Origin of the sequence: Streptosporangium sp. NPDC051023, assembly GCF_040689595.1 — a bacterium.
GTDB lineage: Bacteria > Actinomycetota > Actinomycetes > Streptosporangiales > Streptosporangiaceae > Streptosporangium.
The window spans coordinates 77,715-104,173 of record NZ_JBFBCE010000024.1 but is presented as its reverse complement, the minus strand read 5'-3'; the positions used below and the strand labels follow the sequence as shown (position 1 = coordinate 104,173).

At 69.9% G+C, this 26,459-nt stretch carries 25 protein-coding genes and 1 pseudogene; 16 read left to right on the top strand and 10 right to left on the bottom strand.

What is annotated here, in order from left to right; all coding sequences use genetic code 11:
- Positions 1-53: 53 nt before the first annotated feature.
- The gene (locus AB0395_RS18140) at positions 54-845 is read left to right on the top strand and encodes an SGNH/GDSL hydrolase family protein (RefSeq protein WP_366281918.1); all 792 of its coding nucleotides are present in this window, start codon (positions 54-56) and stop codon (positions 843-845) included.
- A 72-nt stretch (positions 846-917) separates the two neighbouring features.
- Here the strand turns inward: AB0395_RS18140 and AB0395_RS18135 are convergent, their stop codons facing one another.
- Entirely contained in the window at positions 918-2,915 is a 1,998-nt protein-coding gene (locus AB0395_RS18135; RefSeq protein ID WP_366281916.1) for an ATP-dependent DNA helicase, read from the bottom strand.
- 309 nt (positions 2,916-3,224) lie between these two features.
- Between AB0395_RS18135 and AB0395_RS18130 the strand changes: the two genes are divergently transcribed.
- From AB0395_RS18130 to AB0395_RS18120, 3 genes are all read left to right on the top strand, one after another.
- Positions 3,225-4,610, top strand: a complete 1,386-nt coding sequence (locus tag AB0395_RS18130) for a hypothetical protein (RefSeq protein ID WP_366281882.1) — start codon at positions 3,225-3,227, stop codon at positions 4,608-4,610.
- Positions 4,611-4,758: 148 nt separating this feature from the next.
- A complete protein-coding gene (locus tag AB0395_RS18125; protein ID WP_366281880.1) occupies positions 4,759-6,342 on the top strand; it encodes a Na+/H+ antiporter in 1,584 nt (527 codons plus the stop codon).
- A 319-nt stretch (positions 6,343-6,661) separates the two neighbouring features.
- Positions 6,662-8,251: a glycosyl hydrolase family 18 protein gene (locus AB0395_RS18120; RefSeq protein ID WP_366281878.1), complete on the top strand. Its 1,590-nt coding sequence runs from the start codon at positions 6,662-6,664 to the stop codon at positions 8,249-8,251.
- Between the two features lie 68 nt (positions 8,252-8,319).
- Here the strand turns inward: AB0395_RS18120 and AB0395_RS18115 are convergent, their stop codons facing one another.
- Positions 8,320-8,577, bottom strand: coding sequence for a UBP-type zinc finger domain-containing protein (locus AB0395_RS18115; protein WP_366281877.1), 258 nt, complete (start codon positions 8,575-8,577; stop codon positions 8,320-8,322).
- A gap of 312 nt (positions 8,578-8,889) precedes the next feature.
- On the opposite strand from AB0395_RS18115, the gene AB0395_RS18110 reads away from it, so the two are divergent.
- From AB0395_RS18110 to AB0395_RS18090, 5 genes are all read left to right on the top strand, one after another.
- Complete coding sequence (locus tag AB0395_RS18110) at positions 8,890-9,291, top strand: hypothetical protein (RefSeq protein ID WP_366281875.1); 402 nt, start codon at positions 8,890-8,892, stop codon at positions 9,289-9,291.
- Between the two features lie 132 nt (positions 9,292-9,423).
- A complete protein-coding gene (locus tag AB0395_RS18105) occupies positions 9,424-9,765 on the top strand; it encodes a DUF202 domain-containing protein (RefSeq protein ID WP_366281873.1) in 342 nt (113 codons plus the stop codon).
- On the top strand, positions 9,762-10,085 hold the full coding sequence (locus tag AB0395_RS18100) for a DUF202 domain-containing protein (RefSeq protein ID WP_366281871.1): 324 nt from the start codon (positions 9,762-9,764) through the stop codon (positions 10,083-10,085). The genes AB0395_RS18105 and AB0395_RS18100 overlap by 4 nt, the downstream gene beginning before the upstream one ends.
- 123 nt (positions 10,086-10,208) lie before the next feature.
- Complete coding sequence (locus AB0395_RS18095) at positions 10,209-10,943, top strand: hypothetical protein (protein WP_366281869.1); 735 nt, start codon at positions 10,209-10,211, stop codon at positions 10,941-10,943.
- A gap of 81 nt (positions 10,944-11,024) precedes the next feature.
- The gene (locus AB0395_RS18090; RefSeq protein ID WP_366281867.1) at positions 11,025-11,783 is read left to right on the top strand and encodes a rhomboid-like protein; all 759 of its coding nucleotides are present in this window, start codon (positions 11,025-11,027) and stop codon (positions 11,781-11,783) included.
- 116 nt (positions 11,784-11,899) lie between these two features.
- On the opposite strand, the gene AB0395_RS18085 is transcribed toward AB0395_RS18090, so the two are convergent.
- Together AB0395_RS18085 and AB0395_RS18080 are read right to left on the bottom strand one after the other, a co-directional pair.
- A complete protein-coding gene (locus AB0395_RS18085; RefSeq protein WP_366281866.1) occupies positions 11,900-12,556 on the bottom strand; it encodes a lytic transglycosylase domain-containing protein in 657 nt (218 codons plus the stop codon).
- A gap of 324 nt (positions 12,557-12,880) precedes the next feature.
- Positions 12,881-13,171 (bottom strand): annotated as a pseudogene (locus tag AB0395_RS18080) (lytic transglycosylase domain-containing protein); the annotation flags it as partial.
- Between the two features lie 348 nt (positions 13,172-13,519).
- Here AB0395_RS18080 and AB0395_RS18075 point away from each other — a divergent pair.
- Positions 13,520-14,005 carry a glutathione peroxidase gene (locus AB0395_RS18075; protein ID WP_366281864.1) on the top strand — a complete coding sequence of 162 codons (486 nt, stop codon included), beginning with the start codon at positions 13,520-13,522 and terminating at the stop codon, positions 14,003-14,005.
- Here AB0395_RS18075 and AB0395_RS18070 read toward each other — a convergent pair.
- Positions 13,977-14,975, bottom strand: a complete 999-nt coding sequence (locus AB0395_RS18070) for a LacI family DNA-binding transcriptional regulator (protein ID WP_366281863.1) — start codon at positions 14,973-14,975, stop codon at positions 13,977-13,979. The two genes, AB0395_RS18075 and AB0395_RS18070, sit on opposite strands and share 29 nt — an antisense overlap.
- Before the next feature lie 177 nt (positions 14,976-15,152).
- Between AB0395_RS18070 and ugpC the strand changes: the two genes are divergently transcribed.
- On the top strand, positions 15,153-16,373 hold the full coding sequence (gene ugpC / locus AB0395_RS18065) for a sn-glycerol-3-phosphate ABC transporter ATP-binding protein UgpC (RefSeq protein ID WP_366281861.1): 1,221 nt from the start codon (positions 15,153-15,155) through the stop codon (positions 16,371-16,373).
- Positions 16,374-16,540: 167 nt separating this feature from the next.
- On the opposite strand, the gene AB0395_RS18060 is transcribed toward ugpC, so the two are convergent.
- Complete coding sequence (locus AB0395_RS18060; RefSeq protein WP_366281859.1) at positions 16,541-17,293, bottom strand: SDR family oxidoreductase; 753 nt, start codon at positions 17,291-17,293, stop codon at positions 16,541-16,543.
- 109 nt (positions 17,294-17,402) lie between these two features.
- On the opposite strand from AB0395_RS18060, the gene AB0395_RS18055 reads away from it, so the two are divergent.
- From AB0395_RS18055 to AB0395_RS18035, 5 genes are all read left to right on the top strand, one after another.
- Positions 17,403-18,548: a PQQ-dependent sugar dehydrogenase gene (locus AB0395_RS18055; protein WP_366281857.1), complete on the top strand. Its 1,146-nt coding sequence runs from the start codon at positions 17,403-17,405 to the stop codon at positions 18,546-18,548.
- A 463-nt stretch (positions 18,549-19,011) separates the two neighbouring features.
- Complete coding sequence (locus AB0395_RS18050) at positions 19,012-19,188, top strand: hypothetical protein (protein ID WP_366281856.1); 177 nt, start codon at positions 19,012-19,014, stop codon at positions 19,186-19,188.
- Positions 19,185-19,346 (top strand): hypothetical protein, encoded by a 162-nt coding sequence (locus AB0395_RS18045; RefSeq protein WP_366281854.1) that lies wholly within the window; start codon positions 19,185-19,187, stop codon positions 19,344-19,346. Before AB0395_RS18050 ends, AB0395_RS18045 begins: the two co-directional genes overlap by 4 nt.
- Positions 19,336-21,114 carry a DUF4012 domain-containing protein gene (locus AB0395_RS18040; protein ID WP_366281853.1) on the top strand — a complete coding sequence of 593 codons (1,779 nt, stop codon included), beginning with the start codon at positions 19,336-19,338 and terminating at the stop codon, positions 21,112-21,114. Before AB0395_RS18045 ends, AB0395_RS18040 begins: the two co-directional genes overlap by 11 nt.
- Positions 21,115-21,292: 178 nt before the next feature.
- Positions 21,293-21,880, top strand: a complete 588-nt coding sequence (locus AB0395_RS18035; RefSeq protein WP_366281851.1) for a hypothetical protein — start codon at positions 21,293-21,295, stop codon at positions 21,878-21,880.
- Here the strand turns inward: AB0395_RS18035 and AB0395_RS18030 are convergent.
- The 4 genes from AB0395_RS18030 to AB0395_RS18015 form a co-directional block, all read right to left on the bottom strand.
- On the bottom strand, positions 21,858-23,216 hold the full coding sequence (locus AB0395_RS18030; protein ID WP_366281849.1) for a polysaccharide biosynthesis tyrosine autokinase: 1,359 nt from the start codon (positions 23,214-23,216) through the stop codon (positions 21,858-21,860). The genes AB0395_RS18035 and AB0395_RS18030 overlap by 23 nt on opposite strands.
- Positions 23,217-23,221: 5 nt before the next feature.
- Positions 23,222-24,310 (bottom strand): MraY family glycosyltransferase, encoded by a 1,089-nt coding sequence (locus AB0395_RS18025; protein WP_366281848.1) that lies wholly within the window; start codon positions 24,308-24,310, stop codon positions 23,222-23,224.
- Positions 24,307-25,260, bottom strand: a complete 954-nt coding sequence (locus AB0395_RS18020) for an NAD-dependent epimerase/dehydratase family protein (RefSeq protein ID WP_366281847.1) — start codon at positions 25,258-25,260, stop codon at positions 24,307-24,309. The genes AB0395_RS18025 and AB0395_RS18020 overlap by 4 nt, the downstream gene beginning before the upstream one ends.
- Positions 25,261-25,437: 177 nt before the next feature.
- Positions 25,438-26,439, bottom strand: coding sequence for an NAD-dependent epimerase/dehydratase family protein (locus AB0395_RS18015; protein ID WP_366281845.1), 1,002 nt, complete (start codon positions 26,437-26,439; stop codon positions 25,438-25,440).
- Positions 26,440-26,459: the final 20 nt, after the last annotated feature.

The following is a 26,459-nucleotide window of genomic DNA, read 5'->3' as shown; positions in this document are numbered from 1 at the left end:
AGGGCGGCCCTGTCGGCGCGCGCGGTCGCGCCGCGGGCCGTCACGGAGACGCCATAGTGGGCTACCGCTCCTTCGTCGCTCTGGGCGACAGCTTCACCGAGGGCCTGAACGACCCGGGCCCCGCGGGCGCGCACCCCGCGGAGGCCGGGCCCTACCGGGGCTGGGCCGACCGGGTCGCCGAGCGGCTGGCCGCGCTCGACCCGGAGTTCCGCTACGCCAACCTCGCTGTGCGGGGCAGGCTCATCGACCAGATCGTCGAGCACCAGGTCCCGCGCGCCGTCGCGATGCGGCCCGACCTGGTCAGTCTCTGCGCCGGAGGCAACGACCTGCTTCGCCCGGGCAGTGACCCCGACAGGATGGCCAAGAAGCTGGCGGGAGCCGTGCGGGACCTGCGGGTCACCGGCGCCGAGGTGCTGCTGTTCACCGGCGTCGACCCGCGTGACACCCCGATCATGCGCCGGGCTCGCGGTACGTTCGCGATCTTCTACATGCACGTCAGGTCCATCGCCGACCTGTACGGCTGCCACCTGGTCGACCAGTGGTCGATGCAGGGCCTGCGCGACTGGCGCGCCTGGAGCGACGACCGCCTGCACATGAACGAGGAGGGGCACCGGATGGTGGCCGCCAAGGTGTGCGACGTGCTCGGGATCGAATGCGACGACGACTGGCGCAGGGTTTGGCCGCCGCGTGAGCGGGCGGCGTCCGGGGTCAGGCGCCGCGAGGACGCCCAGTGGGTGCGCGAGCACCTCGGTCCCTGGGTCGTCCGCCGTCTACGCGGGCGCTCCTCGGGCGACGGCCTCGCCCCCAAGCGCCCCGATCTGGGCCGCTTCCCTGACCGCGACTGACCGCGACGTCCTTCCTCCGGGGCGGGGCCCTTGCCCCGGCTGCGGTGTCTTCCCCCGCGCCCTCGGCCCCGGCTAGGCCTTCCCGAGGCGCCTGAGCGCGTCGCGGACCTTGAGCGGGTCGTTCGTCGGCCAGAAGGGCGGCAGCGAGTCGCGGAGGAAACCGGCGTAGCGGGCTGTGGCGAGGCGGGGGTCCAGGACCGCGACCACCCCCTTGTCGTGCTGGCTGCGCAGCAGGCGGCCCGCGCCCTGGGCGAGCAACAGGGCGGCGTGGGTCGCGGCGACCGACATGAAACCGTTGCCACCCTTGGCGGTGACGTGGCGCTGGCGAGCCGAGCTCAGCGGGTCATCGGGACGCGGGAACGGGATGCGGTCGATGATCACCAGCCGCAGGGACGGCCCCGGCACGTCCACGCCCTGCCACAGGGACAGGGTGCCGAACAGGCAGGTCGGCTCGTCCTCGGCGAACTGCTTGACCAGCAGCATCGTGGAGTCGTCGCCCTGGCAGAGCAGCGGCACGCTGAGCCGCTCCCGAAGCGCCTCCGTGGCGGCCTTGGCGGCGCGCATGGAGGAGAACAGGCCGAGGGTCCGGCCTCCCGCGGCCTCGATCAGCTCGATGATCTCCTCGAGGTAGGCCTCGGGCAGGCCGTCGCGTCCCGGCTGGGGCAGGTGCTTGGCGATGTAGAGGATGCCGCTGCGCGGGTGGTCGAACGGGGAGCCGACATCCAGCCCCGCCCAGCCGGCCTTGGCGTCCTTGCCGTTCCCGAGGCCCCACTGGCGGGCCAGGCCGTCGAAGGCGCCGCCCAGGGCCAACGTCGCCGAGGTCAGGACCACCGTACGGTCGCCGAAGAGCTTGTCACGGAGCATTCCGGCCACGGTGAGCGGGGCGATCCGCAGCAGGGGCGGGCGCCGGTCGGTCGCCGCCTCAAGCCAGACCACCTCGGCCCTGTCCACCTCCTCCGCGTGACCGAAGGCATCCAGCATCCGCTGCGCGGTGTCGTGGACCTCGTCGAGGGCGGTGAAGGCCGCCTTGCGCAGCCCGGCGCTCTCCGGGTCGTCCTTGTCGCCGCCCGACCTGGGGCCCATCGCGGTGATGCAGGCCCAGGCCGCGTCGCGGACCAGGGCCAGCGTCATCCCCAGCACCTGGGGGAGCTCGTCGAGGCGCCCCGCGGGCGCGGCGGCGAGCAGGGCCTTGAGGTCCTCTCCCGCCTCCATGAGGCGGTCGGAGATCGCCTGCTCGATCAACCGCCCGACCCGGCGCACCGTCACCGCGACCATGGCCTCCGACAGCTCGCCGCTCACCACCGACGTGACCCGGTCGACCAGCTCGTGAGCCTCGTCGACCACGACCACCTCGTGCTCGGGCAGCAGCGGGAAGTCCTCCATGGCGTCGATGGCCAGCAGCGCGTGGTTGGTGACGACGATGTCCGACTCGCCCGCGCGGCCCCGGGCCAGCTCGGCGAAGCACTCCATACCGCTCGGGCAGCGCGCCACGCCCAGGCACTCCCGCGAGCTCACGGAGAACTGCCGCCAGGCCTGCTCGTTGACGCCCGGGACCAGCTCGTCGCGGTCACCGGTCTCGGTCTCCTGGGCCCACTCCTGGATGCGCTGGACCATCCGCCCGGTCGCGTTCACCTCGCGCGGGTCGAAGAGCTGGTCCTGCTCCTCGTCGGGCCAGCCCGCACTGGCCTTGTAGCGGCACAGGTAGTTGCGGCGGCCCTTGAGGATGGCGAACGTGGGCTGGTGCGGAAGCTGCGGGGTGAGCGCCTCGGAGAGCCTGGGCAGGTCGCGGTCGACGAGCTGGCGCTGCAGCGCGATGGTCGCCGTCGAGACGACCACGGCGCCCTTGGAGGTCATCGCGTGCCGGATCGAGGGGATCAGATAGGCCAGGGACTTGCCGGTGCCGGTGCCCGCCTGGACGGCGAGATGGTCTCCCGAGCTGATCGCGTGCTCGACCGCCCGCACCATCTCGATCTGGCCGGGGCGCTCGACCCCGCCGACCGCCGCCACGGCGGTGCTCAGCAATTCCTCGACCGGGGGCAGATCCACCGCGGGGGAGGCGGCGGAGGACACCGTCGAGGAGACGTCTTCAGCGGGAGCGATCGAGTCGGTCGGCACGACAGCCAACCGTACCGGCTCCCCCTGACAACCGAGGCTGGCTCCGGGGAGTCATCTCATGGACGCATCCCGGTATTCCGGAACGTGAGCCTCGCACCGCGTGGCAAACTGGCTGGATCATCCGGATCACCGACCTCGTAAGGTCAAAGAAGATCGTCCATCTCGGTGTCGCCGAGACGGAAGGTGGGGACGGAAAGACCGGTTCGGTAGGGTTTCCCGAGGTTGAGTGGACGAATAAAGGCTGGTTAAAGCACTATGTCCTCCATGTCGGAAGTTGTCCCGTTGCCGTCGTTCGGCGAGGTGTTCTTTGACGAGCGTGGCCAGGAGCGGGTGCTCCGGGTCACATGGCACGAAGGCACCCTGGTGCTGAGCCTGTGGCGCGGTGAGATGTGCACCGCGAGTTTCCGCATGCCCATGAACGACGTCGGGCGTCTGGTCGACACCCTTGACCAGGGTTTCGTCGAGGCGGGGGGGCAGTACCCCGACGAGGTCGGCGAGCCCGTCCACCAGGCCGACCACGCCGGCTACCAGGACCACGGGGAGTTCCCCGGCACCGGGCAGTACGCCAGGCCTCGGCCTGAGGACTACGCGAGCCCGCAGCAGTACCCCGACCCGGCGGCGACTCAGGTCGTCTCCGCGGAGGAGCCGCGCCCGGTCGCCGCGCTCAGCCCGACCGACGTGCTCGTCGCGAGGGGAGCGGTCCCGCCTCCGGACCGGTCCCAGGAGCGCCCGGTCGCCGGGTACGGCCCAGCCGACGTGGTGCCGCGCGAGAACATGATCGTCAACGACTCCCTGTCCTACGGGCAGCCGCAGCCCGCCGAGCCGCTCGGGCTCGGCGCGGGAGAGCCCGCGTACCAGATGCCCGGCGACCTCTACGCGTCCCAGCAGCCCGATCCCTACGGCGTCTCCCCCCAGCAGCCGGACCCGTTCGCCCCGCAGGGACACCGCCCCGACCCGTACGGCACGCCCCAGCAGCCCGATCCGTATGGCGCCCCGTCCCGCCAGCCCGACCCGTACGGCGCACCCTCCGCGCAGCCCGACCCGTACGCGCCGCAGGGCCAGCAGCCCGACCCGTACGGCGCACCCTCCGCGCAGCCCGACCCGTATGCCCCGCAGGGACACCGCCCCGACCCGTACGGCGTGCCCCCCCAGGCCCAGCAGCCGGATCCGTACGGCGTGCCGTCCCAGCAACCCGCCGACCCCTACGCCACCCAGGCCGTCAGGCAGCGCCCCGTGGATCCCTTCACGCCGCACGCCGACCAGTTCCCCACCTCTGGCCACCCGGCGGGCCCCGACCCCTATGCCTCCCCCGGACACTCGACCGACCCCTCGGGCTTCCCGGCCCAGCAGTCGCCGTACACGACGGGCCAGCCCGACTCCTACGGCTACCCGGCCCCGGCGCAGCCAGACCCCTACGCGTTCGGCGGCCAGCAGGCGGGCCATCCGGCGGACCTGCGCGACCTGTACGGCTCGCCGCCCGCCTATCAGGAACAGGACGTGGACCCCTCCGACCCGCTGGGCATCTTCGGAGGACAGCAGTCCGACCAGAGGCGGTCGCGTTCTCGCGCCCAGGATCCGTCGCACTCGACCGGCGAGCGGCTCCGCCCTGAGCGGCACCGCGACGACCGGGAAGAGCGCCGCGACTGGTGACCCTCGACCGGTGAGACGCTGAGACGGCGGGAACGGCCGGCGCCGTGGTGGACATCGCCGCTCCCTGTACCGCTCGCAGGGTTGGGCACGCGCTGGGCGATGAAGGCCGTCCCGTAGTCTGATCACCCATAAGCGGGCGAGGAGTGGGATGAATCAGGCGTCAGCCGTACAGCTTCTGGTTGTCCCGATCATCGCGATCGCGGTGGCCGCCGTGGCCAGGCGCAGAGGATGGCCCTCCCCCCTGCTTCTGGTGCTGGCAGGACTGGTGCTCTCGCCGTTCGTGCCGGGCTACGAGCTGGACCCCGAGCTGATCCTGCTGGTCTTCCTGCCGCCCCTGCTCTACTCCGCCGCCATAGACAGCTCCTACCTGAGGCTCAAGGCGGTGCGGCGCCCGGTCGCGCTGCTGTCGATCGGGCTGGTGCTGTTCACCACACTGGTCATCGGCTGGGTCGTCCATCTGCTGCTGCCGTTCCTGCCACTGGCCGCCGCCTTCGCGCTGGGCGCGATCGTGGCGCCGCCAGACGCGGTCGCCGCCGTCGCGGTCGCCCGCAGGCTCGGGCTGCCCCGCAAGGTGGTCGCCATCCTGGTGGGGGAGAGCCTCTTCAACGACGCGACCGCGCTCACCGCCTACCGGGTCGCCATCGCCGCCGCGATGGGGGAGGGGATCAGCTGGCTGGACGCCGTGGGCAGGTTCCTCTACTCGGCGGCGGGCGGTGTGGTCGTCGGGCTCGTGCTCGCCTGGTGCCTGACCCGGATACTGCTCAAGTTGCGGGACGCGCTGGTCGAGAACACCGTCATGCTGCTCATCCCGTTCGGTGTCTACCTGGCGGCGGAGGCCGTGCACGTCTCCGGTGTGATCGCCGTGGTGATCGTCGGCCTCTACATCGGCCACCACATGCCCAGGGCGGGCTTCGGCACCCGTCTGCTGTCGGACGCCGTCTGGCGGGTCGTGGACTTCTTCCTGGAGACGATCGTCTTCGCCCTGATCGGCCTGCAACTCTGGCCGATCATGACAGAGCTGCGGGGCGAGAACCCCTGGCAGCTCACCGGCATGGCACTGGCGGTCTTCGCCGCCGCCGTGCTCTCCAGGATCGTCTGGGTCGTGCCCAGCATCTACCTTCCCAGAATCCTGTCCGGCGGGGTTCGCAGGCGTGAGCCGCATCCGCCGCCCTGGCAGAACGTGGTCATCGTCAGCTGGGCGGGCATGCGCGGGGTGGTCTCCCTCGCCGCGGCCTTCGCCATCCCATCCGGGTTCCCTGGCCGGGCAACGCTGCTCTTCCTCACGTTCGTCGTGGTGATCGGCACCCTGCTCGTCCAGGGGATGTCCTTCCCCGCGCTCATCAGGCGGCTGCGGATCTCCAACCAGGAGGAGATCTTCAACGACAACCTCTCCGAGGCCGCGGCCCAGCAGGCGGCGGCCGACGCCGAACTGGCCCGGCTCGACGAACTGGTCGCCGAAGACGTCGCCGACGTGCACCAGGAGGTCGTGGAGCAGCTCAGGTCACGGGCGGAACGCCGGGCGCTCACCGCGTGGGAACGTCTCGGCGGCGGAACGGGGCCGCAGGGCGAGGAGACGCCGAGCACCGTCTACCGGCGGCTGCGCAGGGAGATGCTCGCGGCGGGTCGCGAGGTGTTCGTACGGCTTCGCGACGAGGGCCGCATCGACGACGAGGTGCTCAACAGGGTCATGCACGAGCTCGACTTCGAAGAGGCCACCCTGGAGCGGGACTAGGGCGTGCTTGTTTGCGACGCCTGGCGGCGTCGCGGGCTTGGGCGCCCCAGTGCCGGTGCCTTCCCTCGTCGCTCATCCGCTGCGGGCTGGGAGACGCGAGCGTACGGGAATCTGGACGGCCTGGAGAAAATCGGGCACGGAGCTGCAGATGTTGACATTGTCGGAATTGAACATGTCATGGACATTGACCTAATTTGTCTCGATAATTCCTTGAACCTGTTGCTCGCGAGTCCCCCCACCGCGGCCTCGCAACCCTCCGCTGCGTCGTCAATGCCCGGTGACTTTTCGTGTCCGGGCGACAGAAGGGTTGTCACCCCCCATGAAGCGAATCCCCCGCCTGATGGCGCTGGCAGTGTCATTACTGCTGGCCACCGCGGGCGTCCTTATCACACAGACATCCGCACAAGCGGCCAATCTGCTGGTGAATCCGGGTTTTGAAACCGGAGCCCTCTCGCCCTGGTCCTGTACCGGCGGTTTGGGGTCGGTCGTCAGCTCCCCGGCTCACTCCGGCACACAGGCACTCGCCGGTGCGGTGAGCAACTCAGACACCGCCCAGTGCACCCAGTCCGTGAGCGTCCAGCCGAACACCGCCTACACACTGAGCGCCTGGGTCCGCGGCAGCTACGTGTACCTCGGCGTGAACGGCGGCTCATCCCGCTGGACCTCGTCGGCGACGACGTACACGCAGCTCACCGTCTCCTTCACCACCGGGGCCAACCAGACCAGCGCCGTGGTCTACCTGCACGGCTGGTACGGGCAGGGCACCTACTACGCCGACGACGTCAGCTTCGACGGACCCGGCGGACCCTCGCCGTCGCCTTCCCCCACCCCGACGGTCTCGCCCACGGTCTCGCCCTCGCCGACCGTTTCGCCCTCGCCCACGGTCTCGCCCTCCCCGACGGTCTCGCCTTCGCCGACCGTCTCCCCCTCACCGACCGTCTCGCCGACCGATGGCACGTGCGCGGTGAAGTCGAGGCCCGCGGGCAAGGTCATCCAGGGGTACTGGGAGAACTGGGACGGCGCGATCAACGGTGTGCACCCGCCGTTCGGCTGGACCCCGATCAACGACCCCCGCATCCTGCAGCACGGCTACAACGTGATCAACGCCGCGTTCCCGGTCATCCGCTCCGACGGCACCGTCCTGTGGGAGGACGGGATGGACGCCACCGTCAAGGTCTCCACCCCGGCTGAGATGTGCGCGGCCAAGGCCGCCGGTGCCACGATCCTGATGTCGATCGGCGGCGCGACGGCCGGCATCGACCTCAGCTCCAGCACCGTCGCCGACAAGTTCGTCGCGACCGTCGTGCCGATCCTCAAGCGGTACAACTTCGACGGCATCGACATCGACATCGAGACCGGTCTGTCCGGCGCCGGCAACATCAACCAGCTGTCGGCGTCCCAGTCCAACCTCATCCGCATCATCGACGGCGTGCTCGCCCAGATGCCCTCCAACTTCGGCCTCACCATGGCCCCGGAGACGGCGTACGTGACGGGTGGCAGCGTGACCTACGGCTCCATCTGGGGCGCCTACCTGCCGATCATCAAGAAGTACGCCGACAACGGCCGCCTCTGGTGGCTGAACATGCAGTACTACAACGGAAGCATGTACGGCTGCTCCGGTGACTCCTACTCCGCGGGCACGGTTCAGGGCTTCACCGCCCAGACCACCTGCCTGAACAACGGCCTGGTCATCCAGGGCACCACGATCAAGGTGCCCTACGACAAGCAGGTCCCCGGCCTGCCTGCCCAGCCCGGAGCCGGAGGCGGCTACATGGCGCCCTCCCTGGTCTCCCAGAGCTGGAACGCCTTCGGCGGCCAGCTCAAGGGTCTGATGACCTGGTCCATCAACTGGGATGGATCGAGGAGCTGGAGCTTCGGCGACAACGTCAAGGGCCTGCAGGGTCGCTAACCGATGGCCAAAGGCCACTCCCGAACGCCTGGGAGTGGCCTTTGGCCTGCGAGGACGTCGCGGTGGGGCTAGCCGATGAGGTTGTCGGCGTAGCACCACCGCCAGGTCTCGCCCGGTTCGAAGGACGCGACGACCGGGTGGCCGATCTCCTTGAAATGGGCGGTCGCGTGCTTGCTCGGTGACGAGTCACAGCAGCCGATGTGCCCGCACGAAAGGCATTTGCGTAGGTGAACCCAGCTTCCTCCGGAAGCGAGACACTCCTCGCACCCCTCGGGCGTGCGAGGGGACGGGTCCTGGGCTTGTTCGAGGTGGGCGCAGGTGGACATGTTCCCCCTTGTATGGATCTCTGAGCTGATCGTACGGCCAGAGCCGTTCTCCCGCTCGTTCGCCTCTTCCCACGCCCCGGCCCGCGAAGCGGGGCCGGTTCCGGTGGGGATCGCCCGGACGGCGTCACAGGCGGCCCGCAGCGGTGATTGACGATGGCGCAACGGGCGACTCCACTTTACTTCTCCGCCTTCCGCACGTCCGGGGTCCGTTCCCGTGGCCCCGGGCGGAGACAGGCGGGGCGCGGATTGCGGCGGGGTGACAGACCGGTGCGGTCGCGCCTGCCGTACCGGGGGATTGGGTAGGGTCTGGGCATGCGACCCCTTCCGCGACGAATCCCCGTCCTCGCCGCCTCGGCGCTGGCCGCTGTTCTCATCACCACCGGATGCTCGGAGATCCAGCAGGTCTCCGACGGTGTCGACAAGGCCCAGCAGTGTCTGCAGGCCACGGGCATCGTCACCGACACGGTGAAGAAGATCGCCGGTCTGGCCGACGACCCCGACGCGATGGAGAAGGCGTTGAACGACGGGGCCGCCAAGCTGGGCGACCTGGCGGACAAGGCGTCGAACACCACGCTCAAGGAGGCCGCCGACGGGGTCGCGAGCAGCCTGGAGAAGCTGAACGTGACCGACGCGAACAGCGCCGTCGACGCCGCGCAGCAGGTCGCGACCGACTCGGTGAACTGGATCAAGCAGCTGACCGCCGCCTGTAGCTGAGGTTTGACGGCGCCCCGGGACCCGGGAGGGAGAGGCCTCTCCGGGCGGGCGCCCGGGGGGGCCGGACTGCGAAGAGGCTTTCCGCAATCCCGGGTTCTCGATGGGGAATATGGCTGAACTAGCGTCGGCAATATGGACCCATCTCGGGACGAACCGGACCCCCGATTCACCCTTGCGAACGAACGTACCTTTCTGACCTGGCTGAGTACCTCGCTGGCGCTGAGCGCGGGCGGTGTCGCCATGGCCGCCGTCTCCGCCGACGTCTTCGTCCCCTGGATGCGGACCGTGCTGGCGCTCACCCTGGTCTCGCTGTCGGCCCTGTGCGCCGCGATGGCCTACCCTCGCTGGCGCAGGGTCCAGCGCGCCCTGCGCAACGCGGCGCCGCTGCCCGCGCCCGCCATCGCCCCCATCCTCGGGTACGGCGTGGCGACCGTGGCCGTGCTCGCCCTGATCCTCATCCTGATGGGCCGATGATCCCGCTCTGGGACGAGGGCCTGCAGAGCGAACGGACCCGGCTGGCCTGGGTCCGTACCGCCGCGGTGCTGGCGGTGGGCAGCCTGGGCGCGGGAGGCGTGGCGCTGCGCGCCGGAGTCTCCCCGCTCACCGTCGTCCCCTTCGCCCTGGCCGCGGTGAGCGGCGCTCTCCTGCTCGCCCGCACCGGCATCCGCTACCGGCGCGTCCAGCACGCCCTGCACGAGGGCAGGCCTCTGGACGACCGGGCCGACGCCGTCATCGCCTGGCTCGGCACGATGGCCGTCGCCGTGGGAGCCGCGGTCTTCGCCGTCATCCGCTGACTTCCATGTTTTTCCTCCATGAAGGAAAAACATCTGCTTTGGGCGCACATATCCAGCCGGTGGGCTATTGATCCCCTGCCCAGGTACTCCTGGTTCGCGGAAAATGCGGAAAGATAGCGCAGCATGTCACGCTTCGATGATCTGCCCGGCTACGCGGCGTCGATCGCTCCGCTGATCGACGCCGTTCACCTCGGCGTCCACATCGCGAGCAGGCCGCGCGGCCGGGAGCTCGTCGAGCGATGGGAACTGCACGCGGACCTGCTGGTCGATCTCAGATACGTGCTTCCCGCCCGGCCGCTCACTCCCGGCGGGCTGACCGCGCTCTATCGCTACAACCCCTTCGACGACGCCGAGGTCGCGGTTCAGATCGCCCAGGGCACCCTCGCCGCAGGCCGAGGCGGCACGCTGCGCGCGACCGGCAGGGCGCTCGGCTTCATCACGGAGCTGTACGGGCTGCACGCGGCGGTGACCGGGGAGATGTGGGAGGCTCACGCCGACCGGCTGCCCGAACTGGCCGACCTCGCCGGGCGGCTCGTCGTGGCCGCCGCGGGCAGCGGGGGCAGCGGGGGTGAGGCCTTCGCCCAGGCCGCGCCGCCGTACGAGCCGGAGGGGACGCCCGAGGGGGTGCTGCTGTTCAACCGGCTGGCCGCGCTGCGCTACCACCGCGCCGACGCCCATGCCGCCGCCTGGCAGGACGCCGGTCTCACCGCCGCCCAGATCGTCGGCCTGGCCTCGGGGCCCTTCCGCGACCGAATCGAGGCCGAGACGAACCACAGGGCGGCCGTGCCGTACGAGACCCTGACCACCAAGGAACGTCAGGCCCTGCTCCTGGGCCTGAGCGTGCTCGACGGATCCTAGGTTGTGCCTTTTGGCGGCGTCGCGGGCACGGGGACGGCTCGCCTATCCCCTCTGGGTAAAGTGGGCGGCGGGGGGTCGCTGATGATCACGAGCTTCCTGGTTGTGACACTCGCGTGGTACGCGCTTCGAGGGCTGGCCCGGTGGTGGGCATGGGCCGGGCGTGTGGTCGGGCGGCTCTCGCCGTACACGCGCGGGCTGCACGCGTGGGTGCTCGCCGCCCCGGCGACCTTCGTCTACATCGCGGTGTTCACCAGCTCGACCCTGTTGCAGAAGACGGCCCCCAGGGCGCTCATCAACCTGCTCACCACCATCCAGAGCACCAACCTCGCCCATCTGAGCACCCGGCCGCTGATCGCGCTGGCCGACAGCGCGCTCTGGGTCGCCGACAAGGGGTCGGGGCTGGTTTTCTACGTTGCGGTCTTCGCCTCCGTCGTGGCATGGGCGGAGCCCAGGTACGGCACGCCGCGGATCATCGTGATCGTGCTGTGCGGGCACGTGTTCGGGTCGCTGCTGACGGCCGTGGTCGAGTGGCACGCGATCGAGACGGGAAAGGCCCCGGCCAGGCTCGCGCACACCACCGATGTCGGCGTCAGCTACATCATGGTCGCCGGGTGCGCCGCGGCGGTGGTGCTGATGCGCGGCCGGTGGCGGATCGCCGGAGCGATGGCGCTCGGGGCCGGGGTCGTGCTGCCGGTGTTCGTCACGCACACGATCTGGGATCTGGGACACCTGTTCGCCACCGCCTGCGGCCTCGCCGCGGCCCTGCTCAGCCTCCGTCTCGCCCCGCCCCGCACCCCGCCGGACGTGCGCCCCTGCCTGCCCGGCCGTACGGTGCCCTGAACGGGGTGGCGGCGCGTGCCCCGCGTGTGCTCGAGCGGCTCGAAAGGTGACGCCCGGGACCCGGCGGTCCCGGGCGTCGGAGGAGTGTTCCCTTCCCCTGGGCACTCCTCGTGCGGTCAGTACCAGTTGCTGGACCGGAAATGACCCCAGGCGCCGCACGGTGACCCGTAACGGCTCTTGATGTAGCGCAGTCCCCAGTGGATCTGCGTGATCGGATTCGACCGCCAGTCCACGCCCATGCCGCTCATCTTCGAGCCCGGCAGAGCCTGGGGGATGCCGTAGGCACCCGATGACGGATTGTGTGCCTCGTGGTCCCAGTTGCTCTCCCTGGTCCACAGACTGTCCAGGCACTGAAACTGGTTCTGGGACCATGAACGGCGGGAGACGAGGCGAAACGCGATCGCCTTGTTCCTGCTCCTGGATGTTCCCGCGACCGCCCTGACCTTCGGCCGAGCCCTGGTGAACCAGACGGCCCGGTGAATCCTCCTGGCCGACGACCTCGCGGCCGACGCCGCGGACTCCTCGGCCTGCCTGATCCCCTCGGTCGTTTCCGACTCCTCGGCCGTGCCGACCTCCTCGCTGAGGCCGACGCCCTCGGCCGTGCCGACCTCTTCGGTGAGACCGACGCCCTCGGCGGTCCCGACCTCTTCGGTGAGGCCGACGCTCTCGGCCGTGCTGATGTCCTCAGCCCGTCCGATCGCCGCCGATCCGATCACGGTCGAGGCGGCGAGCATGGTCAGAACGGTGTTGCGCAGAACACGGTAGCTGTTCACTTTCATCCTTGTCCGCTGGCCGCGTGCGGGAGGGCTCGGGGGACCTTGGTCCCTCGTGCGCTTGACGATCCGGCGCCCGTGGCTCGGGCGGGGACGCCCGCGTGGTCTCGCCGGCCCGTTTCCGGCATGAGACACCGCGACGTGTTTCTCTAGGCGGCTTTCTAGTACGCCGGGGGAGCGGCGACAGGTGCCTGCGACACGCGGAGGGAAGGTGTTTGCCCGATCTTCGCGGTCTACGGGTGGTTCGGCGGGGACCGCCTGACCGCGGGTGATTTACCTGGGGGGCACAGGGAAGTGAAAATCACCCCGCCTTGGGGTTTGGATCTAGTACCAGCCGCGTGACTGGAAGTGCGACCACGCTCCGCACGGCGAGCCGTAGCGCTGCTTGATGTAACCCAGGCCCCATCTGATCTGTGTCTTGGGGTTGGTTCGCCAGTCGTGGCCCGCACTGGCCATCTTCCCGCCGGGCAGAGCCTGGGGGATGCCGTACGCACCGGAGAAGCGGTTGTGCGCCCTGTGGTTCCAGTTGCTCTCCCGGGTCCACAGCCGGCTGAGACAGCCGAACTGGCCCTTGCTCCAGCCTCTGGCGGACACCATGGGCGCCGCGATGGCCCGGTTGCTCAGCTGTGCGAAGGAGGCCGCCGAGGCGGACGCGAAGGAGGCCTGCGCGACCGTGGCGGTGGTGCTGACGGCGAGCGCCGAGGTGACCAGCAGCACGCTGGTACGGCGTAGCGTCGGCATAGGAAAGTGGCCTTTCGCCGGGTTCGGGGGACGCCGTCACGATGCCTCAGCGATTCCCGGCCGACCAGGTCGACATGATTTGTCAACGCTCTTGTCAAAGATCGGTTAGAAAAGGATCAGTTGCCTGGTGAGGGGGGCGGCGCCTCGCCTGTGGCGTCTATCACATTTCACCTTTTGGGCGACATAACTCTTAAACATGACAGCGGGATTAGGGTGCAGATCATGAGTATTCGTGATATTCCTCTCCACACTCTCACCGACGTGCCGACCACGCTCGCCGAGCTGGCGGGAGACAAGGCCGTCCTCGTCGTGAACGTCGCCTCCCGGTGCGGGCTGACTCCGCAGTACGCCGGGCTGGTCGAGCTCCAGAAGGCCTACGGCGAGGCGGGGTTCACCGTCGTCGGGGTCCCCTGCAACCAGTTCATGGGGCAGGAGCCCGGCAGCCCGGAAGAGATCCAGGAGTTCTGTTCGACCACCTACGGTGTCGACTTCCCGCTGCTCGCCAAGGCGGACGTCAACGGCGAGGGGCGGCACCCGCTGTACGACTCGCTCACCCGGACGCCGGACGCCGACGGCGAGGCGGGGGACATCCAGTGGAACTTCGAGAAGTTCCTGGTCTCGCGGGACGGGGAGGTGCTGGCCAGGTTCCGCCCGCGCGTTGAGCCCAACGACCCGGCCGTCATCGCGGCGATCGAGAAGTCCCTCTAGGCCCGCAGCTCCCTCTGACGATCAGCTCGGTCGGCAGGAGCACGCCGCGCGGGCGCCTGCCGCCCGCGCGGAGCACCAGCTCGGCCGCGCGGTAGCCGATGTCCCGCGCGGGCTGGGCGATCACCGTCAGCGGGGGAGAACACAGCTCGGCCCAGGGCACGTCATCGAACATGACCAGCGAAAGGTCCCTCGGCACCCGCAGATCGAGCTCTCTGGCGGCGAGCACGGCCGCCTCACCCAGCAGGTTGCCCCCGGCCAGCACGGCGGTCAGGTCGGGGCGGTGCTGGAACAGCCCCGCGGCGGCGGCGTACGCGGAGTCCCTGGTGCCGCGGGCGAGCACGATCAGCTCCTCGTCGACCAGGGCTCCGAGCGCCTGCCGGAAGGCGGCCAGGCGCTGCTTCTGCCCGGGGCCGCCAAGGTAGGCGATGCGACGGTGGCCCAGCCCGGTCAGGTAGTCGATCGCGGTCCGCACGCCCGTACGATCGTCGGCCAGCACCGAGGGCACCTCGTCCCGCCCGGCCGCGTTGCGGTGCGCGAACACCGTGGTGAGCCCCGCCCGCAGGGTGGGGGCCCAGATCTCGGAGTCTCCAGAGGGCACCGCGATCACCCGGTCGACGCCCTGTTCGAGCAGCATGCCGATCAGCTCGGCCTCGCGTTCCTCGTCGTCGCCCGTTGTGCCCAGGATCACCGGCTCGCCCGCGGAACGCGCGCAGGCGAGCACGCCGTCGGCCAGGCGCCCGTAGAAGGTGTCGGTGATGTCGGGCAGCAACAGCCCGATCCCCCCCGAGCGCTGCTGGCGCAGGTTGCGGCCGAGCGCGCTCGGCCGGTAGTCGAGCTGGGCCGCGACCGTCAGTACCCGCTCCCTGGTCTCGGGGCTGGCCGATCCGCCGGACAGGACCCGCGACACCGTGGCCACCCCGACCCTCGCCGCCTCCGCGACGTCCTTGATGGTCGTACGACGCATGTTCATGGAAACGATTCCATCATGTTTTCCGTATTCGATCCAGTGCGGAGAGATAACGGAGGCCGCATTGACTAGGCAGTACCGGGCAAGGCCTTGACATGGATCATCCTTTCCTGTGAGATGCATGAAAACGTATCCATGTCGGGTGAACGCGGGGTTGGCCCGAGGCGCTAAGGACTGTCCATGGCATCCATCGTTCTCAGCAAAGTCGACAAGATCTACGCAGGCGGTGTAAAAGCCGTGAACGGCCTTGACCTTGAGATCAAGGACGGCGAGTTCATGGTGCTGGTCGGCCCGTCCGGCTGTGGCAAGTCCACCGCCCTGCGCATGATCGCCGGCCTTGAGGACATCAGTGGCGGTGAGATCGCCATCGGCGGCCGGGTGGTCAACCACCTGCCTCCGAAGGACCGCGACATCGCCATGGTCTTCCAGAACTACGCGCTCTACCCGCACATGACGGTCGAGGAGAACCTCGCCTTCGGCCTCAAGCTCCGCAAGATGCCCAAGGCGGAGATCTCCAAGCGGGTCAACGAGGCCGCCAAGATGCTCGGCCTTGAGCAGTACCTCAAGCGCAAGCCCGCCGCCCTGTCCGGCGGTCAGCGTCAGCGTGTCGCGATGGGCCGCGCCATCGTGCGCGAGCCGCAGGCCTTCCTCATGGACGAGCCGCTGTCCAACCTGGACGCCAAGCTCCGCGTCTCCATGCGCGCCTCCCTCAACACCCTGCACGATCGCCTCGGCGTCACCACCGTCTACGTCACCCACGACCAGGTCGAGGCCATGACCCTCGGCGACCGCGTCTGCGTCCTGCGCGACGGCCTGCTCCAGCAGGTCGACACCCCGCAGAACCTCTTCGACAGCCCGGTCAACCTGTTCGTCGCGGGCTTCATGGGCTCACCGTCGATGAACTTCGTCAACGCCGAGCTGGTCCGCGGCGACGGCGGTGCCTTCGTCTCCTTCGCCGGCCTCAAGCTGCCGGTGCCGAACGAGAGCTTCGCCGACAAGCCCGGTCTCGACCAGTGGTTCGGCAAGAAGGTCATCCTGGGTATCCGGCCCTCCGACTTCGACGACGCCGTCGCCGCCAACGGCGCGGCCGGGAGCTGGAGCCGCCTGCAGGTCCGTGCCGAGGTCACCGAGGAGCTCGGCTCCGAGATCAACGTCCTGTTCCTGATCGACGCCCCGCCGGTTCAGCACCAGGACACCGTCGCCGCGGCCGACGCCGGTGAGGACGAGGAGGCGACCCTGCCGCTGGTCGGCGACAAGTCGCTGTGGACCGCCCGCGTCAACTCCCGCAGCCACGTCCGTCCCGGCCAGACCGTCGAGCTGGTCGTCGACACCCGCAACCTGCACTTCTTCGACCCGGTCTCCGGCCTGGCGATCGGCCACCCGGCCAACCTCCACGTCTGACCGGTCCCGCAGACCGGAAGGGCCCGCGCCGCAACCCCCTCCTGCGGCACGGGTCCTTCCACCGTCCTGGCGGCCCTGTCCGTCCTCCGGGCGCCCCGGCGGCTCTCCCGCGCGTGGCGGCCGGTGCCGGGCGCGGGCTCTGTCCGCGGGCCGTACGGCCAGCCGCGCTACTTGCGGCCGAGGCCGCGGGAAAACCGGGCCGCGAGGCCGCGGGGGATCAGTTTGCCCACCCCGACGATGACCTTGTAGCGCAGGTCGGGCACACTCACCCGCTTGCCGAGGGCCAGGTCACGCATGGCCTCGTTCACCACGTCGTCCGCCGACAGCCATAGGAAGCTCGGGATGCCGGAGGTGTCCATCGAGGCGCGCTCGTGGAACTCGGTCCTGACGAACCCCGGGCACAGCGCCATCACCCGCACGCGGGTCCCCACCAGCTCCGCGGCCGTCGACTCGCTGTAGTTGACCACCCACGCCTTCGAGGCGCTGTAGGTGCCGCGGTTGAAGAACGCCGCGACCGACGCCACGTTGACAACCGCGCCCCGGTCACGCTTCCGCATGCCGGGCAGCGCGGCCAGCGTCAGCCGCAGCACCGCCTCGCAGTGCACCTTCAGCATCCGCAGCTCGTCGGAGACGGAAACCTCGAGGAACGAGCCGGGGTGGCCGAAACCGGCGTTGTTGACCAGCAGGTCGACTCCCCGGCGGAGCCGCCCCTCGACCTTCTCCAGGCCCTCCTCGGTGGCCAGGTCGGCGGCGAGCACCTCGGTCTCGACCCCGTACCGCAGGCGCAAAGTCTCAGCGGAGGCGGTCAGGCGCTCCTCGTCGCGGGCGACCAGGATGAGGGAGAATCCGTCCGCGGCCAGACGGCGGGCGAAGGCGGCACCGATGCCGGCCGTCGCGCCCGTGATCAGTGCTGAAGGCATGCCCGCAGTCTAGATCCTGAGATCGGGCGCGTTCACCGGCTCGCCGGGTCCGGAAGAACGCCGGGTCCGACGTCCGGCGCCGGGGGAGCGCGTCACTCATGATTGAAGCATGAGGAACACGTCGATCTTCCGCAGGACCGGGCCCGCCGTGCTGTGCGCGGTGCTGATGGCCTCCTCCGCGGCCTGTTCCACCTCCGCCCCCGCCGCGTCCGGTCCCGCGGCCCTGCCGTCGGTCTCACCGGTGCGGTTCATCGAGTTCGCCCGGCTCGACATGCCGGTGGCGATGGCCGTGCGCAAGGGCGACCAGACGCTCTACATCGCCGAGCAGACCGGACGACTGCGCGCGGTGAGGGATGGCAAGGTCGTGCCGGACCCCGTCGTCGACCTCTCCTCAGAGGTGAGCGACGGAAACGAGCAGGGTCTGCTCGGCGTCGCCTTCCACCCGGACGGCGACTTCCTCTACCTCGACTGGACCGACGCCGACGGGAACACCCACGTCACCGAGTGGGCCTTCGCCGACGGCAAGGCCACCGCGCGCAGGGACGTGCTCTTCCAGCGGCAGCCGTACGCCAACCACAACGGCGGGCAGCTCGCCTTCGGGCCTGACGGCTACCTCTACATCGCGTTCGGCGACGGCGGCAGCGGGGGAGACCCGCAGGGCAACGGCCAGAACACGGGCACCTGGCTGGGGAAGATCCTCAGAATCGACCCGCGCGGCACACCGTACCGGGTGCCGGGAGACAACCCCTTCGTAGGCACGAGGGGAGCCAGACCCGAGATATGGGCCTACGGTCTGCGCAACCCCTGGCGGTTCTCCTTCGACAGGAAGACGGGCGATCTGTGGATCGGCGACGTCGGCCAGAACTCCTGGGAGGAGGTCGATTTCGCACCGAAGGGAAAGGGCGGCGTGAACTACGGATGGAATCGCAAGGAGGGAAAACATCCCTTCAAGGGAGAGGCGGAAGCGGGAACGGTCGACCCGGTCATCGAGTATCCCCTGCACGAGGGAGGGAACTGCTCGGTCATCGCGGGTTTTGTGTACCGGGGCACACGCATTCCCGATCTGGCGGGGCGTTTTCTCTACGGTGATTTCTGCGCGGGATGGGTCAGGTCCGTCGCCGCGGACCGTCCCGGGCTCGGCGAGGACGTGGGCCGGGTCGAGCAGCTGTCGTCCTTCGGGGAGGACCACGAAGGCGAGCTTTACGCCCTCAGCCTCGGTGGTTCCGTCTACCGGCTCGAGGCGGGCGCCCGCTGATCCCGCCGCTTCCCTGGCCTTTTCACGGGCTCCGCTCCCCGTGACCTTCCGTTCGACCGATCCCGCGCCTTTTCCGCGCGGGGCACGGCCGTGCCGGACGTTCGTTCATCCAGCGTCAACGGACGGAGAACAGTCGGCGATCCTTCGGTAAGGCCCGCAGGTCGTGGGGGCTCCCCTTTCCGGTGGTCGATATAACGGGTTCCGTGGAGATGTCGCTCATATTTCGAATGACATCGCCTAGAGCCTGAATTCAACGCTGGCGGGGAGTTTGAAATGGCTGGAAAACACGCGATACCCGTTCTTCTCGGAGTGGCGCTGGGGACGGCCGGGCTGATGCCCGTGACCACGGGAACAGCGGCCGCGGAGACCTGCGCGTCCACTGCGGCGTCCATCACGCACATGAAGCCACCGCCCTACCCACCACGCCCGCCACATCCCCGCCCGGGCGGCGGCGGCGGTCACGGTGGTCACGGCGGCGGCGGTGGTCACGGTGGTCACGGTGGTCACGGCGGCGGTGGTGGCGGTGGTGGCGGCGGCCGTGGCGGTGGCGGTGGCGGCGGCGGCCGTGGTGGCGGTGGCGGCGGCGGTGGCGGTGGCGGTGGGATGGCGGTCCAGGAGCAGGGAAGGCTCCGCGTCGTGACGCCGGAGAGCCGCGAGTCCGGCAACCACTGGTCCGGCTACCAGGGTTTCACCGACCGTAGGTTCACCGGCCACCGCTTCGCCGACCACGAGCTCTCCGACCAGTTCGCAGAACATCTGAGGAAGCTTTCCGGTCGCCACTCCTCCAGTGCCGAGTAGGAAGAGGCGACGAGTCGTCGCGGCGGGTCTGCTGATCCCGGCCTTCGCGCTCGCGCTGGCCGGGAGCTGGTCGGCCTACCTGGGCCTGAGCGTGCGGGACCGGCTCGAGGAGACCAGAAACGCGCTGCTCAGGCTGCGCATGCTGGCTGACGCGGGCGACCTCGGCTCCATGGCCGGGGCGCTCGCGCAGGCGCGGCGGCCCGCGGCCGAGGCACGGCGGCTGACCAGTGGCCTGGACTGGGCGATGATCGCGCAGGCCCCTCTGGTGGGGAAGGGCGCGACCACCGTGCGCGGGCTCGCCGAGACCGCCGCGGAGCTGACCGACGTGCTGACCGGCGTCCAGGAGGCAGGGGCCGCGCTCGTGGCGGCGAGAGCACGCTCGCTGGGGGACATGCGGCAGACGCTGGCCGCCCTCGACGCGGCGGCACCGGTTCTCGAGGCCGCCGCGACCCGGCTCGCCGGAGTGGATACCCGCCTGGCGGCCACCCCGGCGCGGACCGGGATAGACCTGCTGGACCAGGCGCGCGCGACCGCGCTCGGCGAGGTCGACCGGTTGCGCGGCTGGCTGGGTGACGCGGCGACCGCCGCCGCCCTGCTGCCCCCGATGCTGGGGCACGAAGGATCGCGCCGCTACTTTCTGGCCTTCCAGACCAACGCCGAGGCGCGGGGCACCGGAGGTCTGGTCGGCGCGTTCGGCGTCCTGGAGGCGGAGCACGGCGAGATCGGCATCGGCGGTCTTTCCGCGAACACCGGCCTCGGTGAGAGCACCACCCCCGTCGCCGACTACGGCCTCGACTACCGCGCCCGCTACGGGCGGGACGCCACCAGGATGCTGTCCGTTTCCAACCTCTCCCCGCATTTCCCGTACGCCGCAGGCACCTGGGCCGAGCTGTGGGAGCGGCAGAACAAGCGGCGTCTCGACGGCGCCGTCGCCACCGACCCGGTCGGTCTTTCCTACCTGCTGGAGCTGATCGGGCCGGTCGTCCTTCCCAGTGGGGAGACGCTGACCGCGCAGAACGTCGTCGATCTCACCGAGCGCGAGGCCTATGCCCGCTATCCGGACCCCAGGGAACGCAAGCGGTTCCTCGTCGAGGTCGCGGGCACGGTCGGCGACGCGCTGACCGAGTCCTCCGTGGGACCGAACAGGCTGTTCACGGTGCTGTCCCGCATGGTGAGCGAGCGGAGGATCCAGGTCTGGAGCCGCAGGGAGGCCGAGCAGCGGATGCTGTCCGAGACCCCGCTCGGTGGCGTGCTGCCGCAGCGCCCCGGGCCGTTCGCCGGGCTGGTGGTCAACAACTCGGCGGGTGGCAAGCTCGACTACTATCTGGACCGCTCTGTCCACTACGAGCTGGGCCCGTGCCAGGGGGGCCTGCGGCCGGCGAAGGTGCGGGTCAAGCTCGTCAACGACGTGCCGCAGGGTGAGTTGCCCGTCTACGTCACCAACCGTCTCGACTCCCCGAAACGCGTGCACGCCGCCGGGTCCAACCTGCTGTGGGTCTCGTTGTACGCCGGGGCCGGGACGAAGCTTCGCGCCGCGCGGCTCGACGGTGACCGTGTGCGGCTCATCAGCGAGGTCGAGCGTTCCCACCCCGTCTACTCCACGCTGCTGGAGCTGGGGCCCCGGCAGTCCAGGACGCTTGAACTCGACCTGCTGGAACCCGCCTCCGCCGTGCCGCCGGTGACCCCGGTGCAGCCGCTGGTCCGTCCCCAGCACACCGAGGTCGTCCAGGACCCGGCGGGCTGCCCGGTCGCGGGCGAAGCTCCCTGACGGCACCGGCCAGGAAAGCGCAAAATCCGACGTGCCGGGGGCGGGTGGCCGTACCGGGAGGTCTACCGTCGCGCTCAGCGAGGGATGGGCACCCGCGCCGCCGAGGACCGCACCACCGAGGATCGCGCCGCCAGGATGCGAAGGCCGGGATCCACGACGCCGGAGGGATGTACGAGCGGTGCCGACACCACGGGAAGACGCCGGTTTCCACATCCTGTTCGTGTGCACCGGCAACATCTGCCGCTCTCCGCTGGCGGAACGGCTGGCCAGGCGCGCGCTCGAGGGGTGTCCGGAGTTCGGGGTGACCAGCGCGGGCACCCACGCCGAGCCGGGAATGCGGATGGCCGAGCGGGCGCGCCAGGTCCTGGTCCGCCTCGGCGGTGACCCGGAGGGCTTCGTCTCCCGGCCGCTGACCGGGGAACTGGTCGCCGCCGCCGATCTCGTGCTGACCGCGACCGCCAGGCACCGCGCGGAGTCGGTGGCCGGGCACCTGCCCGCCGCGACGCGGGCCTTCACCATCGCCGAGTTCGGCACGCTCGCCCAGGCCGTGTCGGAGGAGGCGGTCACCGGGCATGACGACCCTGTGCTGCGGGCCCGCGCGTTGGTCGCCGAGGCACGGTCGCTGCGCGGGCTGGTCCGGGTCGACCGGCCCGATGTCCCCGACCCCTATGGGCGCTCCCGGCGGGCGCACCGGGCGGCGGGACGGATGATCGCGCTTTCGCTGGCCGTCCCGCTCCGGCTGCTCACACGCTCGTCAGTGTCTTGACCTTGGGGTCGTACCCGTAGCCGTAGTGCCGGTTGCTCCTGGCCGGGGTGAAGTTCAGCACGCTTCCCACCACGCGGGCGTTGATCGAGGACAGCGCGTCGACGGCGCGCGCGAGGTGCTCCCGCCGGGTCTTGCCGTATCGCGCGACCAGCAGCGTGCCGTCGGATATCGCCGCGAGCGTCGCGGCGTCGGTGACGGGCAGCAGCGGCGGCGCGTCGATGATCACCATGTCGTACGTCTCGCTCAGCGTGGCGAGCATCTGGCGCATGCCCCGCGATGCCAGCAGCTCGCTCGGGTTCGGCGGGATCCTGCCGCTGGGCAGGACCGACAGGTTCGGCTCGCTCCAGGTCTGGACGGCCTCCTCCAGCCGTGCCTTGTCGATCAGCACGTCCGTCAGCCCGACCGCCCCCTCTATCCCGAGGTAGCCAGGGATGCTTGGGCGGCGTAGGTCGCCGTCCACCAGGATCACCCGCCAGCCGGCCTGCGCCAGCGTGATCGCCAGGTTGGCCGAGGTCGAGGACTTGCCCTCGCCCGGCAGGCAGCTGGTGACCACGAGCGACTTCGGCTGCCGGTCGATGCCGATGAACTGCAGGTTCGTGCGGAGCGAGCGGAACGCCTCCGAGCGAGAGGAGCGGCCCTCCTTTCTGACGATCAGGGGATGACGCCGCGCGTCCCGCTCGTAGTCGATGATCCCGAGGACCGAGCTCTTCGACGCCTGCTGCAATGTCTCGCTGGACTTGATGGTCGTGTCCAGGCGGTCGCGCAGGACGAGTGAGCCGATGCCGACGAACAGCGCGATCGCGATGGCGATCGCCAGGTTGACCGTCGGCCTCGGGCTGATCGGGACGGTGGGGACGTCCGCCTGGTCGACCATCGTGACCTTGACGGTCGGGCGGCTGTTCGGTGTCGGGCGCTCGATCTCGTTGATCATCCGGGAGAACGCCTCGCCCAGCGCGTTGGCCGTTCGCGCGGCGCGCGCCGGATCGGTGTCGGAGACCGTGGCACGCAGCAGAACGGTCGAGGGAACGGCCTCGACCGTGATGTTCGCCTGGATTCGCGCCACCTCCTCACCCGAGGCGATCTGACTGACCACCCGGCGGCTCGACAGCAGGGTGGCGTAGGACTGCACCCTCTGCTGCGACAGCATCCCCGCCTGGTAGGCCGTGGAGAGACTGCCCTCCTTGTCGTAACCGGAGACCAGCATGGAGATCGTCGCGACGTACTTGGGTGGCGTGTTCGCCGTCACGGTGAACGCCGCGGCCACGCCCAGGGCCAGCGACAGGAGGATGAGCAGCCAGTTCCTGCGCATGAGCCGTATGTAATAGAGCAGATCCACCGTATTCAGTGCCTTCCTTCGGAAGAGGCCATGGCCGTGCTTTTCGTACGGCGCACGCGGGGGGTGGGAGCGGGATACCGGCCCGGCGCTCTCACCAGGAACGTCACGAGCGCCACACCGGCGCAGGCGAGCCCCGCGAGCGAGACGGTTCCCGGCACCCAGCCGAGCAGGACGTGCATTCCGAGCAGGCTCGTCGCCGTGGTCGCGCCGCTCATGACCAGCGCGATCTGACGCGGGGTGAAACCGGCGGCGACACAGCGATGCGCCAGGTGGTCGGGACTCGCGATCAGCCAGGGGCGTCTCGCCCGCTGACGGGCGACGATCGCCAGACAGGTGTCGAGCGCCGGGATGAAGGTGAACAGCAGGAGCCCCGGTACGGCCTTGACCGGCTCCACCTGCCCGAAGACCGTGACCGCGCACGTGGCCAGGGTGAAACCGATGAACAGCGAGCCCGCGTCACCCATGAAGATCCGGGCGGGGTTCCAGTTGTGGGCGACGAAGCCGAGACAGCCGAACGCCATGGACAGCAGGAGCAGCGCGACGGCCTGCTGGCCCGCGATGAGCGCGGTGACGGCCAGTATGCCCGCGCTGGCGGCGCTGATGGTTCCGAGGACGCCGTCGGTGTTGTCGATCATGTTGAACGAGTTGGTGACGAACACGATCCAGATCAGCGTGCCCACCGTGTCGATCCAGTTGCCGAAGAACTCGACGCCGCTGAAGAACTCGACGCGCACTCCGGAGGCCACGACCAGGGCCGCGGCGACCGTTTCGACGGCGAGCCGCCACACGGGTCTCAGCGGCCTGCAGTCGTCGATCACCCCGAGCAGGGAGACGAGCACGCCGCTCATCATGATCATGACGATCTGGAGGTTCCAGTCCCGGATCAGCGTCGCCGCGGGCAGGAGCGTTCCCCCCACGATGGCGATGCCTCCGAGATAGGGCGTCGGGCGGCGATGCGGCCTGCTCGCCGCCGGGCGGTCGACGATCTTGAGGCGCAGCGCGAACCGCCGGGTCAGCTCGGTGAACATGGCCACGAGGACGAACGCCGCCGCACCCGTTGACGCGGCGACGGCGAGAGACCCTCCGGAGATCACTGTGATCTCCGGACGTTCGTCGTCACCGTCTGCTCGAACCAGTCGACTGTGCGCCTGAGCCCGAGCTCCAGGGAGACCGGGACGATGTCGGGAAACAGCAGGCGCAGCCGGTCGCAGGACGCCCGCGAGTCCCGGATGTCGCCCTTTCGCGGTGGCTCGTGGCGGATTTCGAGAGGCCGTCCCAGCACCCCGCTGAGCTCCCGTGCCAGTTCGAGCAGCGACACCTGGATGCCGTGGGCGACGTTGACGGGGGTCTCGCTGGTCACCTCACGCATGACGGCGTCGACGAGCACCGCGACCACCGTCTCGGCGAACGTGAAGTCCCTGGTCTGCAGGCCGTCGCCGTGGACGCGCAGGGGGTCGCCCCGGAGCGCGGCGTCGACGAAGGCGGGGACGACCGCGGCGTACGCGTGGTCGGCGGGCTGGAAGGGGCCGTACACGTTGAAGAACCGCAGGGCCAGGGCGCGCATGCCGAAGCTGGCCGCGTAGGACAGGGTGTACGCCTCCGTGGCCAGCTTGCTCGCGCCGTACGGGCTCAGCGGCCTGGTCGGGAGGTCCTCGTGTTTCGGGTTCTCCGCGCTGTCACCGTAGACGGCGCACGAGGAGGCGACGACGGCGTACGCGCCCTCGGCGCGGCAGGCCTCCAGCACCCGCAGGGTGCCCGTCGCGTTCACCTCGTGCGATCCTTCGGGATCGTCGACCGACATCGCCACGGACGGGCGGGCGGCCAGGTGCACGGCCGCGTCCGCGCCGCTCATCACCTCCTTCAGCAGGGAGCGGTCCAGAATGTTGCCGTGGACGAAGTCGGCCCTGGTGTTCCTCAGGTTCGCCAGGGAGCCGGAGCTCAGGTCGTCAAGGACGAGGATCTGGGAGACATCGGGGCGCCGGGACAGTTCCTCGCACAGGTTCGCGCCGATAAACCCAGCCCCACCGGTCACAACGATCTTCACAGTCACCTCTCGGTAGCTTGGCAGTCACGTACATGATCAGCGCGCCCTTCCGGGCCTTTCCGGCTGTCCGGCACGCGCGTTCTCAGAGGTCTCCGGGGGGAGGCGGGCCGGGCAGGACGCCGCGGCCCGCGGCTCGGGGCGACGGCGTCCCGGATGGGGCGTCTTGCGGCCTTCCGGTCACACGTTCGCCGGGTCCTTCACGGCGGCCGTCTCGCGCCGGGCGTGGGCGATGGTCTCCACGAGGATGTCGTCGAGCGTCCTGCGGGGCTCCCACCCGGTGAGCATGCGGAGCTTCGTGGTGTCGGGAACCCTGCGGGTCATGTCCTCGAACCCCGCCACGTAGGCCTCCGCGTACGGGATGAGGTCGACTCCCGCGGTCGATCCGGTGAGTTCGATGACCGACTTGGCGAGCTCCAGGATGCTCACCTCGTCCGGCGAGCCGATGTTGAAGGTCTGGCCGATCGCGGCCTCGTGGTCGAGGAGCCGCAGCAGCGCGTCGGTGACGTCCGCGACGTGGGCGAAACAGCGGGTCTGGGTGCCGTCGCCGAACACCGTCAGAGGTACACCGCGCAGGGCCTGCTCGACCAGGCGCGGGATGACCATGCCGTAGGCCGGGCTCTGCCGGGGGCCGACGGTGTTGAACAGCCTCACGACGATCGTGGGCAGGCCGCGTTCCTTGTGGTAGGCGTTGGCGAGGATCTCGTCGACGGCCTTGGCGGTGCTGTAGGCCCATCTCACCACGGCGGGGCTGCCGAGGATGCGGTCGGCGTCCTCCCGCAGCGGGCCGGAGGAGTTCTTGCCGTAGATCTCGCTCGTGCTGGTGATCATGAGTTTTTTCCGGTACCGGTGCGCGGCCTCGATGACGATCTCCGAACCGCGGATGTTGGTCGTCAGGCAGCGCAGCGGCTGTTCGACGATCAGCTTGACGCCGACCGCCGCTGCGAGGTGGACGACCACGTCGCACTGATGGATCAGCTCGTCGACCATGAGCTCGTCCAGCACCGACCCCTGTACGAAACGCAGTTCGGGGTGGGGGCTGAGATTGACGAGCCTGCCGGTCGACAGGTTGTCCAGGACCACGACGGAGTCGCCGCGGGCGAGCAGGGCGTCGGCCAGGTGCGACCCGACGAACCCGCTGCCACCCGTCAGCAGGTATGTGGTCTTAGATGTTTCGCTCACGTGCTTCCCCTGTTGGATCC